Genomic DNA, 13,874 nt, shown 5'->3' on the forward strand with positions numbered 1-13,874 from the left:
AGTTCTCTGCCAGTTTGTCAGTTTATGCCGTTTTATTTGTAGCTTTGCAGTTCGTACCCGGAACAAATCGTGATGAGAAATCATTATAAGAAGACTTCCGAACATAGAATACACATCGTTCAATTTCACGGACAAATGGAGAATAGAATTGCGCAGACTTTAAAAATATTAACCGAAACGGACAAAGAAGCGTGTGAGACCGTGCGTGTTTCGGAAAATGAGCCAATAACTAATAAAAAACGTTTATTCATAGAAAGTTACGGCTGCCAGATGAATTTCGCAGACAGCGAAATTGTGGCTTCTGTAATGCGGGAAGCAGGTTTTGCAACCACATCCGATGCTGAAAATGCGGATCTTGTATTCCTGAATACCTGTGCAATACGGGATAATGCTGAACAACGTGTAAGAACGCGCCTGAAACAGCTTAATGTATATAAGAAAAAAAGACCGGGTATGCTCATTGGTGTACTGGGTTGCATGGCAGAACGACTAAAAGCCAAACTTCTTGAAGAAGAAAAAATGGTGGATATCGTAACCGGGCCTGATGCTTACCGTGATCTTCCAAGATTGGTTGAAGAAGCCGAAACAGGACAAAAAGGTGTGAATGTTTTTCTTTCAAGAGAAGAAACCTATGCCGATATTTCTCCTGTACGTTTGAATTCCAATGGCATTACTGCATTGATTTCCATCATGCGCGGATGCGATAACATGTGCAGTTTCTGTGTAGTACCCTATACCAGAGGCCGCGAACGCAGCCGTGACCCGGAATCAATTTTAAAGGAAGCTCAGGATCTTTTTGACAATGGCTACAAAGAAGTAACCTTGCTCGGACAAAATGTGGATAGCTACAAATATGCTAACCCGAATGATAAGACCGAGATTTTTTCATTCGCAAAACTTTTGGAACAAGTGGCCTTGATCAGCCCCGAACTTCGTGTACGTTTCAGTACGTCACATCCAAAAGATATTACGGATGAAGTACTTTATACGATCAAAAAATACGATAACATTTGCAAGTATATTCACTTACCGGCACAAAGCGGAAATACACGCGTGCTCGAAATCATGAACCGTACTTACACACGCGAATGGTATCTGGAAAGAATCGACAGCATCCGCAGAATTCTGGGTCATGAATGTGGAATTTCCCATGATATGATCGCCGGATTTTGTACTGAAACAGAAGAAGAACACCAGGATTCACTTTCGTTGCTGGAATATGTGCGGTTTGATTTTGGATATATGTTCTCCTATTCTGAACGTCCCGGGACACCAGCCGCGAAAAAATTCACAGATGATATTCCTGCGGATATCAAACAGAGACGTTTGGCAGAAATCATCGAAGTACAGCAAAGAATTTCAACCGAAAGAAATAAAACATTGATCGGCACTATACAAAAAGTCTTGGTTGAAGGTACTTCAAAACGTTCAGATCAGGATTTTTCCGGCAGAAGTGATCAGAATAAAGTCGTTATTTTTCCGAGGGAAAATTTCAAAAAAGGTGATTATGTTAATGTGTTGATAACGGATACTACCTCTGCAACTCTGCGCGGAAAAGCGGTGGTGGAGGAAGAAATAATACAATTAGCTTAATTTAAGATAGTCCGTTGCATTAACCAAAAAAGGCTGAACGCTAAAAGCTGGAAGCCAATCGCTCTTAATGAATCCAACAGAGATACAAGCAATAAAAAACCGGTTCGGGATTATCGGAACCTCACCAGCGTTGAATCATGCTATCAATGTAGCGGTTCAGGTGGCGGCGACAGATCTTACCGTTTTGATAACAGGAGAAAGCGGAAGTGGAAAGGAATCATTTTCGAAAATTATACATAGCATAAGTTCAAGAAAACATGGCTCTTTTATAGCCATCAACTGCGGCGCAATTCCGGAAGGAACCATCGATTCAGAATTTTTCGGTCATGAAAAAGGTGCCTTTACCGGTGCACTGGATTCCAGAAAAGGTTATTTTGAAACGACCAATGGAGGAACAATTTTCCTCGATGAAGTGGGTGAAATGCCTTTGGGTACGCAATCCAGATTACTTCGGGTTTTGGAAAACGGTGAATATATTCGGGTTGGTTCTTCCAAAGTTTTGAAAACCAATGTGCGTGTTGTAGCTGCTACGAATGTTAATCTACTGGAAGCGGTAAATAATGGGAGATTTCGTGAAGATTTATATTACCGGTTAAATACCGTTCCCATTTACGTGCCGCCTCTGCGTGAACGAGGTGAGGATGTGCTTCTACTTTTCAGAAAATTTACAAACGATTTTTCGGAAAAATATCGTACGAAAGCAGTCAGGCTTGATGTTGACGCACGTGAATTGTTGATGCGGTACGAATTTCCGGGGAATATTCGTCAGCTTAAAAATATTGCAGAGCAGATCACCATTCTTGAAACAGATAAGGATTTGCCGATCAATGGCGCAACTTTAAACAATTACCTGAATCCATTACAGCCTTCGAGCCGAAAAGGACTTGTTCCACTGAGACAAGGAGACGATTCTTCAACTTCTTTTTCGGAAAGAGAATTGTTGTATAAGGTTTTGTTTGATATGCGCCGCGACATGACGGAGCTCAAAAAGCTGGTTCGCAACGTTTTGGAAAATGAAAAGTATGGTGGTGATATTTTGAAAGATCATCAGGAATTATTCAGTTCTATAAACAATCCAGAACCTGTTGTTTCAGCGCCTACAAGTGAGCCAACAAGATTACTTACACCACCGCAGCAAACCAGGACCGTAGATCTGGACCGGTATTCTGACGAACGTGTTGAAATTGAGGATGTTTTACACGTAGCGGCAGAAGAAGAATCTCTTTCTCTGGAAGACAAAGAGAAAGAAATGATCATTAAAGCGCTTCGTAAGAATAATAACAAACGAAAATACGCTGCCAGTGCATTGGGAATTTCCGAACGCACGTTATATCGAAAAATAAAGCAGTACGATATCGAGGAATAGAAGTGTGTTATAAAAATTGAAATGTCAAAAATGAATTTTTCAGGAAAAATAGTATTGAAAAAAATAAGCACATCCTCTCTCGCTACCAAGAGATTGATGTCGCTGTTTTTCATTTTAAACGTTTCCTTTCTGGTTTCCAGCTGTGGGGTTTATTCCTTCACGGGAACCAGTTTATCGCCGGATATTAAGACCTTTACAATTATTAACTTTAATATGGCAACTGCCGGGGGACCGTCGGATCTGCCTCAAAAATTAACGGAACAGGTTAAAGAGTATTTTCAAAAAAATACGAGTTTAACTTTACAGCAAAACGGAGGAGATCTTCTTATTGAAGGAACCATCACCGGTTATGATGTTTTGGCAGCAGCACCAACTGCTAATGACCAGGCTGGACTTAACCGCTTGAATGTGACGGTACAGGTAAGGTTTACAAATGCAAAAGATGAGACCAAAAACTTTGACCAGTCTTTTACCTATTACGCCGATTTCCCTCAGGATCAAACGCTTAACCAGAATGAGTCGAGATTATTACCAACGATCCGGGAAAACCTTGTTCAGCAAATTTTCAATAAATCTGCGGCGGACTGGTAAAAAGTTGCCAGTATTTGTTCTAAATTTATTTTTATTATTTTTCAAAATCAAAACATTACGGTTTAATGGCAATCGTTGATAAGGAAACGTTTAGTCGCCTGGTAAAATATCCCAACGACCTCGACGTGTCGGTAATTCCCAATCTTGAAGCTACGATCAAGGCTTTCCCGTATTGTCAGATCTCCTATTCTCTGCTGGCCAAGGCATCGGTTCAACCGGATTCAGATCAATTGAATGATAAAACGCCACGGGCTGCGGCTTATGCTTTGAGCAGAATTGCACTTCAGCAACTTGTGGAAGGAAAATATAAATCAAAGGATTCCGAAATATCATATGACAATGTTGATGTGTTAACAGAAGAATTACCGGCAACGGTAAGTGAAGATATTCTTGAAGTATTGGAAACCAAAGAAATAAAAGCAAATCCGGTATCAAGTATATCAGAATTACAAAAAAAACAACAACAGATTATTGAAGGTTTTATCAAAAACAATCCCCGAATGGGAGCGATAAAGCAGGATATGAATGCAGAACCGCTGGCTTTGGATCTTACCGGAAGAGTGGCACAATCAAATTCTTCTGAATCTTTCGGGGGAGGAATTGAGACAGAAGCATTTGCTAAAATTCTGGTCCGTCAGGGCAAAACAGATAAGGCAATTGACATATATCAAAAATTGATTTTGAAAAAACCAGAAAAAAAGGATTACTTTGCGAAAAAATTAAGTGAACTGATCCACAGCCGATCTTAATTACTACTTACTTTTTAATTTCGTATTCATTCATTCTATATTATATATAAGGCATGTATTTGGGTTTGATTATTCTGGTTGCGATCGTCGCAGTATTATTGATTCTGGTGGTATTGGTTCAAAATTCAAAAGGAGGAGGTCTTTCCAGCGAATTTAGTGGCGCAGGTACTGCACAAATGTTCGGTGTAAAAAAAACCACTGATTTGCTTGAACAAATCACTTGGGGATTAGCAGCAGGAATCATTGTTATTTCATTGGCATCTTACGTTATCGCAAGCGGCGGCGCTTCGGATGCGGGCGGGATTAACAGTGTAAATATTGATAAAGCACAAAACACAGTAGTGCCTGGCGCAAAATTGCCAACAGCTCCTGCTTCAACAGCTCCTGCGGCAACTACGCCAGCGGCGCCTGTTGATACAACAAAATAATAAAAAAGTAACGTTTTTACGTGCAGCTAATATTGACAGATTGATTTGTCTTTATTAGCTGCATTTTTTTATAATCAGTTCAGAATAAATCTGATGAAAAGGATTACAGTATTTTGCGGATCAAGCTTTGGCACCGATTCTATTTATAAAAAACAGGCGACTGCACTGGGCAGAGCTTTGGCAAAAAATGGAATTGAGCTGGTATATGGCGGTGCAAATGTTGGCCTGATGGGTGCAGTCGCAGATGGCGTTTTGGATGAAGGAGGAAAAGCAATCGGTGTTTTGCCGCATTTCCTTCAATCCAAAGAAATTGCACATGCCGGATTAACGGAATTGATCCTGGTTGAAACCATGCATGAAAGAAAAACCAAAATGAATGAATTGTGTGACGGTGTTATTGCTTTGCCGGGAGGTTTTGGTACACTCGAAGAATTTTTTGAAATGCTAACCTGGGGACAACTTGGTCTTCATAAAAAACCCATCGCAATATTAAATATTGATGGATTTTACGATTCGCTGAAAATCTTAATCCAGGCAATGGTCGATAAAGGTTTTCTTAAACCTGTAAATCAGGAAATGCTTTTGGTAAGTGATAACATTGAGGAGCTGTTAACCAAAATGAGTGAATATACAGCACCGGAAGTTGGAAAATGGATTTCTAAAAAAACGACATAATAATATTTTCAAAGATAAAGTTTGATTGCCGACAGCCGACGGCAATCTTATCAGGCTACATTCATTTGCTTCACGATAAGTCGCTGAACAACGGGCAGCAAAGTTTCTTCCAAAGGATAATCGTATTTTGACTCAATCATATAAGTTGCAGGATTTGGCCAGGCCTGGAATTTCCTAGTCAGGTCAATTTTTATCTGCTCCAAAGTAGTTCCGATACTGGTCCGCACAGAATCCACGTAAACCGTTTTCAGGCTTCTTTCCCGCATTTGATTATAAAGTGCAAGCTCATACCTGAAAATGGTAATCATTCTTTCATAATTATTCAGAAAAAAAAGATAACCTTCCTCGGTACGAAGCGGAACTATACCTACCGGTGAAATTTTTATATTTTCTCCAACTTCCGAAAACCGATCTGAGCCCTCTTCCATCGATTTTGAAAATCTGGGAATAGCGAAATCAAGGATATAGTTTAACTGAGAGAGGTATACATCGTCATGCAACGTATCTTCATACACCAGTTTTGCAGCGGATAAATCCATTCCTTTTAACTTTTTAGGAAAAGAATCCTGAATCGCGCTTTTATTTGCCTGCAAATTCTGGCAGGAATCCAGGTGCAATTTCAGTTCCTGTAAATAGGGATAAAGACGATTGGAGTTAAATTCACCGTCGATATGCTGAAGGTATGCCATCAGCACATATTTTTTGTATTCAAAATCAAAAATACCTTCCGTCAACCAATCATTATGAAGCTTCGTCATTGTATTCGCCGTTTTGATGCCTGCTAAAATTTAGGCATTTCTGACGATATACCAAACGAATGTATTTCCCTGACATATATATTATTATAAAATTCATATTGAAGCAGGTTTACATACAAAATTGTCATACAGCCCCTGAAAAAATGTCAGAGGAAACGGGCTGGCATAGATTGTGCTTTAAGGTTGCAAGTCATATCAATACTGACAACATAAAAATAAACGTTTAATATCTATGTCAACTTTAGCAGAAATACAAGTGAACGTACAACCTCTGGCTGATCGTGTTCTTGTAGAACCAGCCCCAGCCGAAGAAAAAACAGCATTTGGTATCATTATTCCTGATACTGCAAAAGAAAAACCACAACGCGGTACAGTAGTAGCAGTTGGACCAGGCAAAAAAGATGAGCCTATGACTGTTAAAGTAGGAGACACCGTATTATACGGAAAATATTCAGGTACTGAATTGGCATATGAAGGCAAAGATTGTCTTATTATGCGTGAATCAGATATCTATGCTATCATTGGCTAGTCATCTGACACCATCGGTATTTTAAAATCTTAAAAAATAAAATAAAAATTTAAAATGGCTAAGAAAATATTTTTTGACATTGAAGCCCGCGATAAAATAAAAAAGGGTGTTGATACTTTGGCTGACGCCGTAAAGGTAACTTTGGGACCTCGTGGCCGTAACGTAGTTATTGACAAAAAATTCGGTTCACCTAGCATCACAAAAGATGGTGTAACGGTTGCGAAAGAAATCGATTTGAAAGATCCTTTCGAAAACATGGGTGCTCAATTGGTTAAAGAAGTAGCTTCTAAAACTGCTGATTCAGCGGGTGATGGTACTACAACTGCAACAGTATTGGCTCAGGCTATTTACTCTATCGGAGTGAAAAACGTAGCTGCTGGTGCTAACCCAATGGATTTGAAACGCGGTATCGAAAAAGCGGTTTCGGCTGTTGTTAAAAATCTTGAAGCTCAGAAAAAAGATATCTCTACTTCAAAAGAAATCGCTCAGGTTGCTACTATTTCAGCTAATCATGACGAAGAAATCGGTAATATGATTGCCGAAGCGATGGAAAAAGTAGGTAAAGAAGGTGTTATCACTGTTGAAGAAGCGCGTGGTACCGAAACAGAAGTTAAAACTGTTGAAGGTATGCAGTTTGACCGTGGATATCTTTCTCCATATTTCGTTACAAACACTGAGAAAATGGAAGCTGATCTTGAGCGTCCATTCATTCTTATCTCTGAGAAGAAAGTTTCTTCAATGAAAGAACTTCTTCCAGTACTTGAAGCAGTTGCTCAAACAGGTCGTCCTTTGCTTATTTTGGCAGAAGATGTTGACGGAGAAGCGTTGGCTACCTTGGTAGTGAACAAAATCCGTGGCGCTTTGAAAGTTGCTGCTGTTAAAGCTCCTGGTTTTGGTGACCGTCGTAAAGCTATGCTTGAAGACATCGCTATCATCACAGGTGGTACTGTAATTTCAGAAGAACGCGGTTTCAAATTGGAAAGCGTTACTTTGGATTACCTTGGTACTTGCGAAAAAGCAATTATCGACAAAGACAACACAACTTTGGTTAATGGTGCAGGTAACTCTGAAGATATCCAGAGCCGTGTTAACCAGATCAAAGCTCAGATCGAAAATACTACATCTGATTACGATCGTGAAAAACTTCAGGAACGTCTTGCTAAATTGTCAGGTGGTGTTGCCATCTTGTATATTGGTGCAGTGACAGAAGTTGAAATGAAAGAGAAAAAAGACCGTGTTGACGATGCATTGCACGCAACTCGTGCTGCTGTTGAAGAAGGTATAGTAGCTGGTGGTGGTGTTGCTTATATCCGCGCAACTGCTGCTCTTGACGGACTTGTTGGAAACAACGACGACGAAAACACAGGTATCAACATCATCCGTGTAGCGCTTGAAGCTCCATTGAGAACAATCGTTTCTAACTCTGGTCAGGAACCATCTGTTGTTGTTGCAAAAGTGAAAGAAGGAACTGGTGCTTATGGTTACAATGCTAAAGACAATGTTTATACAGACTTGTTAGAAGCTGGTATCATCGATCCTAAGAAAGTTTCCCGTCTTGCTTTGGAAAACGCAGCGTCTATCGCAGGTTTGTTGTTAACAACAGAATGTGTAATTGCTGACGATCCGGAAGAAAGTGCTGCACCAATGGGTGGCGGACACGGCGGTGGAATGGGTGGAATGATGTAATCGTCCCCTAGACATATAAATTAGGCAAAAAAACAGCCGTCCGGAAATTCCTGACGGCTGTTTGCTTTACTCAACGTTATGAAAATCTCCAACCCTAAGGAAATTTAAATATTAGACGCGCTGGTTTTAAGTAAGTCACAATACAATTGAAAATATTTTATATTATTTTTTTATTACCCTATAAATAAAAAAAATGGCCGTCCGGAAAATCCGAACGGCTATTTACTTTACTCAACGTTATGAAAAACTTCGCCATTATGACACGGTCATAGCAGCGAAGTCACATTTAAAACAAAAAAAATTAACAATTTGTTTACTTATCTGTATTTTATACTAACATTTTTCCATCCTGCATAACAATCCTCCTGTCTGCCATTTCTGCTAAATCCTCATTATGAGTGACTATGATAAATGTATGACCAAGTTCATCTCTCAATTTAAAAAACAACTGATGAAGCTCCAATGCATTTTGCGAATCAAGATTTCCGCTCGGTTCGTCTGCCAAGACGATTGCTGGCTTATTCAGCAAAGCACGCGCTACGGCCACTCTTTGTTGTTCTCCACCTGAAAGTTGGGAAGGCAAATGATTCATCCGGTCCGACAAGCCTAACAAGCCCAAAAGCTCCTCTCCTCTTTTCTTTATTTCCTTTTCACTAAGCCCTGCATTAATGTATCCAGGCATGCAGGCATTTTCCAAAGCAGTAAATTCGGCCAGCAGATTATGGAACTGGAAGATAAAACCAATCTCCTCGTTCCTGAATTTAGCCAGATCTTTATCTCCCAAAGAAGAAACGTTGGTATTACCAATAAATACCTGGCCCTCATCCGGCCGGTCCAGCGTTCCCAGTATATGCAGCAATGTACTTTTCCCCGCACCCGATGCACCGACGATTGCAACAACTTCTCCACTATTAACCTCAATATCTATTCCTTTTAGAACCTGCAAGGCGCCATATGTGCGCTTTATTCCTTTTGCCCGAAGTAAATTCATATTATGAAAAGATAATTAGGGAAAAAGCTACCCCCGTTTTGATTAATTCCTTAATTTGCCGTGAAAATACCAATTTACTTTTATACTCATGAATATTCACGAATATCAAGGCAAAAGTATCCTTAAAAAATACGGCGTACGTATTCAGGAAGGACTTGTTGCCGACACCCCCGACAAGGCGGTGGAAGTCGCCCGTGAGATTAGCCAGCAGACAGGTACCAAATGGTATGTGGTTAAATCACAAATTCACGCGGGTGGGCGTGGTAAAGGCAGAATTGTTGGCAGCGAACAACGCGGTGTTGCTTTGGCAAAATCTGTTGAAGATGTCCGTACAATAGCAAATAACATTCTGGGAAAAGTACTTGTTACGCACCAGACTGGCGTTGAAGGCAAACGAGTTAACAAAGTTCTGATTGCTGAGGATGTTTACTATCCGGGAATCAGTGAGCCGAAAGAATACTATCTGTCTATTCTGCTTGACAGAGGTAGAAACTGTAATGTCATCATGGCAAGTACAGAAGGTGGTATGGATATCGAGGAGGTTGCTGATAATTCTCCTGAAAAAATCATGAAAGAATGGATTGATCCAAAAGTTGGATTACAACCTTTCCAGGCGCGTAAAGTTGCTTTTGCTCTTGGTTTGGAAGGCGATGCTTTCAAAGAAATGGTGAAATTTATCGGTTCTCTTTACAAAGCGTACATTGAGAGCGATGCAGCGATGTTTGAAATCAACCCGGTTTTAAAAACATCTGATAATAAAATTCTTGCAGTTGATGCAAAAGTGGATCTGGATGACAACGCTTTGTACCGTCACCCGGAACTTGCTGAAATGCGTGATACCAACGAAGAAGATCCTTTGGAAGTAGAAGCAGGCGCTAACAACCTGAACTATGTAAAACTGGACGGAAACGTAGGTTGTATGGTAAACGGTGCGGGACTTGCAATGGCAACAATGGACCTTATCAAGCTTTCAGGCGGTGAGCCGGCTAACTTTCTGGATGTTGGGGGTGGAGCTAACGCACGTACCGTAGAAGCAGGTTTCCGTATCATTCTTAAAGATCCTAACGTTAAGGCTATCCTTATCAATATCTTTGGTGGTATCGTTCGTTGCGACCGTGTTGCGGCAGGTGTTGTTGAGGCTTACAAAGCAATCGGCGAAATTCCTGTTCCAATCATCGTTCGTCTGCAAGGAACAAATGCTGAAGAAGGAGCACGTATTATTAACGAATCAGGTTTGAAAGTTCAGTCTGCGATTGAATTTAAAGAAGCTGCTGCGAAAGTTTCAGAAGTTTTGGCTCAATTAGGAGTTTAATTCTTTTCGAATACTATTGAAAAAGGACGATCGTGAGGTCGTCCTTTTTTTTGGTTTTATTGAGATGTATTAAATTGTAGTATAAAAATATTACGGTGCTCTGCACCTTTCCGATAGCCAGTCAATTGTGGTCTCTACAAATATTTTGGTGCTCCGCACCTTTTTCGAATGAATTATAATTATTTAAAAGGTGCAGAGCAACAAAATATTTGTAGAAAAACAATCGTAATTCCCGAAAACCAAAGGTGCAGCGCACTGAAATATTTGTAGATAATCAATCGCGATTCCCCAAAAATCAAAGGTGCAGCGCACCGAAATGTTTGTAGATAGACAATCACAATCCTCCGAAAACCAAAGGTGCGGCGCACCGAAATATTTGTAGATAATCAATCGCGATTCCCCAAAAATCAAAGGTGCAGAGCACCAAAATATTTGTAGAAAAACAATCGTAATTCCCGAAAAATCAAGGTGCGGCGCACCGAAATATCACTTCTTCAAAATCCGCTTTTCAAACCAATATCAAATACAAAACCAACGTAGTCAAAAAACTGACAACACCTTGTAATCCTGTTAAAATGGTATGCGTCCGGTAAGTATCTTTCGCCGAGATTCCTGTAAACTGCGAAACTACCCAAAACCAGGCGTCGTTCGTATGCGACACGATCATAGCCCCGCTACCCGTTGCCATTACCAATAATGTAATTTGCAGCGGAGTAACAAATCCAAGTGTGGCTAAAAGAGGTGCAATGATACTGGTCGTCAAAACCATAGCGGAAGTCGTAGAACCTTGTGCAGTTTTGAAAAATGCGGCAATCAAAAAGGTAATGATCAAAAGAAAAATACCTGACATTTCATTTCTTGTCAGCCATTCGCTTACCATTTCTTTCAAGGGCGTTTCTTTTAAAACTGCACCAAAAGCACCTCCGGCACCTACTAAAACGAGCGTAGTCCCACAATGTTCGATTCCACTTTTGAAACAGGAAATCATTTTCTCAGCTGCTTTTTCCGGAAAAAGAGAATAACTGAAAAAGATAGCTAATAAAAATGAAACCAGCGGACTGCCAAAAAAGCTTGTCCAACGCATCACATTTTCGGGGAAATGTAAAATCTTCGCAAAAGATGCCAGTGTGATTAATAATATTGGAAGTAAAATCGGCATGAAGGCTTTCCAGGCGGCTGGCAATTTCCTGTTTTCAATTTCAGTTAGTTTCGGATTTATTGCTTCTATTATTTTTACATTTTTCGCATATTTCGCAGCAAACCAGGTCGACAGGAAAAGACTTGGAATAGATACGATTAAACCAATCAAAATAACCAAACCAACAGAATCTGCAATGCCCAGATTTCCGGCAGCAGAAAGTGGCCCCGGCGTTGGCGGAACTAAGGTATGCGTTGCAAAAAGTCCACCAGAAAGAGAAAGCGAAATAACAGCTAATGGTTTGTTTGTCCTCTTAGCGACAATCTGATTGAGTTTGTGCAAAATGATATAACCGGAATCACAAAAAACGGGTATCCCAACGATAGCACCGATTACAGACATCGCAAACGCCGGACGTTTTTCTCCAAACAATTTTAAAATTACATCGGCTACTTTAATAGCGGCGCCGGACTGATCCAGAATTGCACCAATTACGCAGCCCAAAATAACCATCAGACCGATTTTGGACATCAGCTCACCAAAACCTTTTCCAATGGTTTCGGCCAATTTATCGATCGGTAATCCTGCAAAAATCCCTACACCTAACGCAGCAATAAGTAATCCTGCCAGCGGATGCATTTTTAATACTGTTGAACTTAAAACTATAAAAACAATGGCAAGCAAAACGATAACAATGATCATATTTTTAAAAAGCAGATTCCGTAATTCCGAAGAGATTAATTACAAAAGTTTCAAAACAGCTTCATCACCCATCACAGCATTAGCCGGCCGTGGATGTGCGGCATTAAAAACTTCCAAATCTTTTTGATCCAATACTTTTGACGGATTTTCATCAATATTTCCCTGCGCATCAGAAACCGCCTTAATGTCGAGATTTAAATGTTTTGTCATGAAAATATACATCGCCTTCCGCTTGCTTGGGCCATAATCATGTTTTTCCTCAGCCAAATGAACATTTTCAACTTCACTATTTTTGCCATAAAGCGAATAAATATTCTGAATAAAAGGGAACTCTACTTCCGGCGTATTTTTGGTCCAGTCGCCACCGTCAGAAGTTAACAGCATTGGTCTTGGCGCCGTAAGAGCAGCTATTTCAACATTATTTGTTTGAAAATCTCCTTTTTTGTGGATCGGCATACCACTTTCACAAACGCATCCTCCGAAGAAATGTGCCGAAACCATGACCGTCGGCGCAGAAACTTTTACACGCGGATCCAGAGCTGCTAATAAAAAGGTCTGCGTTCCCCCACCCGACTCACCGGTCACTCCGATACGTTCAGGATCAACACCTGGCTGTGAAATCAAAAAGTCCAGCGCACGAATATTATCAATGGTGTTAAGTTTTAAAGCTTTGGAAAACTTATGTTCTGTTTGTTTCGCATCACCTTGTCCGACCATATCCAGTACAAAAACAACAGCACCCATACGCGCCAAAGTTGCGCAACGTTTCTGAGTTTGTTCACGGAAGCGTCCGTGCGGATTTTCTCCATGCCCATGCGGACAAAGGATTCCGGCGTATGATTTTTGTTTTTTAATCGGCCGATATAGGTTTCCCGTCACGTAAACACCAGGCAGACTTTCAAACGCAACATTTTCGATGGTATAACCATCCATTGTACGCTTACTATGAATAATCGGTGTAGATTTTGGCTTGGCTGGAATCGTTTCCAATTCCATACCTGCACGAATTTGTGCCTTGATTTTTTGAGCTCTTGTTTCCCAGGCCAATTTAGAAGCTGGTACATGACTATCCAAAAATGCTTTTCCTTCTGCCTCAGTGAAATAGGCTCCCTGGCACAGTTCTGCTTTTTGAGCAAAAGAATTTATCGACAAATAAATTGCCGTCGTAAGTAAGATCGATGTTAAGGTTTTCATTTTCAGGAATTACAGATGATGCAATAACCTGAAAAGACACGAAACCAGTTTGGACTACTGCTTAAAATTCAAAAATGAATTTTAAGCTTTCGGCAATCGGGCGACGGCTGTCAAATCCAATAAGGAAGAAACCCTCCAATAAAAATATAAACGTGGTGGATA

At 40.3% G+C, this 13,874-nt stretch carries 13 protein-coding genes; 9 read left to right on the forward strand and 4 right to left on the reverse strand.

The genetic code is table 11. From position 1 onward, the window contains the following. Positions 1-135 precede the first annotated feature (135 nt). The 6 genes from miaB to FZF08_RS03400 all read left to right on the forward strand — a co-directional run bounded on the left by miaB (position 136) and on the right by FZF08_RS03400 (position 5,402). Positions 136-1,593, forward strand: a complete 1,458-nt coding sequence (miaB, locus tag FZF08_RS03375; RefSeq protein WP_159467186.1) for a tRNA (N6-isopentenyl adenosine(37)-C2)-methylthiotransferase MiaB — start codon at positions 136-138, stop codon at positions 1,591-1,593. 67 nt (positions 1,594-1,660) lie between these two features. After that, on the forward strand, positions 1,661-2,959 hold the full coding sequence (locus FZF08_RS03380; RefSeq protein WP_159467187.1) for a sigma-54-dependent Fis family transcriptional regulator: 1,299 nt from the start codon (positions 1,661-1,663) through the stop codon (positions 2,957-2,959). A gap of 30 nt (positions 2,960-2,989) precedes the next feature. Then, a complete protein-coding gene (locus tag FZF08_RS03385) occupies positions 2,990-3,550 on the forward strand; it encodes an LptE family protein (protein ID WP_229216399.1) in 561 nt (186 codons plus the stop codon). Between the two features lie 65 nt (positions 3,551-3,615). Then, a complete protein-coding gene (locus tag FZF08_RS03390; protein ID WP_159467188.1) occupies positions 3,616-4,299 on the forward strand; it encodes a hypothetical protein in 684 nt (227 codons plus the stop codon). 53 nt (positions 4,300-4,352) lie between these two features. Next, positions 4,353-4,727, forward strand: coding sequence for a preprotein translocase subunit SecG (gene secG / locus FZF08_RS03395; RefSeq protein ID WP_159467189.1), 375 nt, complete (start codon positions 4,353-4,355; stop codon positions 4,725-4,727). Between the two features lie 93 nt (positions 4,728-4,820). Continuing rightward, positions 4,821-5,402 carry a TIGR00730 family Rossman fold protein gene (locus tag FZF08_RS03400; RefSeq protein WP_159467190.1) on the forward strand — a complete coding sequence of 194 codons (582 nt, stop codon included), beginning with the start codon at positions 4,821-4,823 and terminating at the stop codon, positions 5,400-5,402. A 50-nt stretch (positions 5,403-5,452) separates the two neighbouring features. Here FZF08_RS03400 and FZF08_RS03405 read toward each other — a convergent pair whose 3' ends face one another. Continuing rightward, on the reverse strand, positions 5,453-6,160 hold the full coding sequence (locus FZF08_RS03405; RefSeq protein WP_159467191.1) for a hypothetical protein: 708 nt from the start codon (positions 6,158-6,160) through the stop codon (positions 5,453-5,455). 232 nt (positions 6,161-6,392) lie between these two features. Between FZF08_RS03405 and groES the strand changes: the two genes are divergently transcribed. Both groES and groL read left to right on the forward strand, forming a co-directional pair. Then, positions 6,393-6,689, forward strand: a complete 297-nt coding sequence (gene groES, locus FZF08_RS03410; RefSeq protein WP_137338835.1) for a co-chaperone GroES — start codon at positions 6,393-6,395, stop codon at positions 6,687-6,689. Between the two features lie 54 nt (positions 6,690-6,743). Then, positions 6,744-8,375: a chaperonin GroEL gene (groL, locus tag FZF08_RS03415; protein ID WP_159467192.1), complete on the forward strand. Its 1,632-nt coding sequence runs from the start codon at positions 6,744-6,746 to the stop codon at positions 8,373-8,375. A 328-nt stretch (positions 8,376-8,703) separates the two neighbouring features. On the opposite strand, the gene FZF08_RS03420 is transcribed toward groL, so the two are convergent. Next, a complete protein-coding gene (locus tag FZF08_RS03420; RefSeq protein WP_159467193.1) occupies positions 8,704-9,366 on the reverse strand; it encodes an ABC transporter ATP-binding protein in 663 nt (220 codons plus the stop codon). An 88-nt stretch (positions 9,367-9,454) separates the two neighbouring features. Between FZF08_RS03420 and sucC the strand changes: the two genes are divergently transcribed. Next, complete coding sequence (gene sucC, locus FZF08_RS03425; protein ID WP_159467194.1) at positions 9,455-10,678, forward strand: ADP-forming succinate--CoA ligase subunit beta; 1,224 nt, start codon at positions 9,455-9,457, stop codon at positions 10,676-10,678. A gap of 508 nt (positions 10,679-11,186) precedes the next feature. On the opposite strand, the gene FZF08_RS03430 is transcribed toward sucC, so the two are convergent. Continuing rightward, on the reverse strand, positions 11,187-12,518 hold the full coding sequence (locus FZF08_RS03430; RefSeq protein ID WP_159467195.1) for a GntP family permease: 1,332 nt from the start codon (positions 12,516-12,518) through the stop codon (positions 11,187-11,189). Between the two features lie 39 nt (positions 12,519-12,557). Next, positions 12,558-13,712, reverse strand: coding sequence for a S9 family peptidase (locus FZF08_RS03435; RefSeq protein ID WP_159467196.1), 1,155 nt, complete (start codon positions 13,710-13,712; stop codon positions 12,558-12,560). Positions 13,713-13,874: the final 162 nt, after the last annotated feature.

This window comes from Dyadobacter sp. 3J3 (assembly GCF_009801115.1).
GTDB lineage: Bacteria > Bacteroidota > Bacteroidia > Cytophagales > Spirosomataceae > Dyadobacter.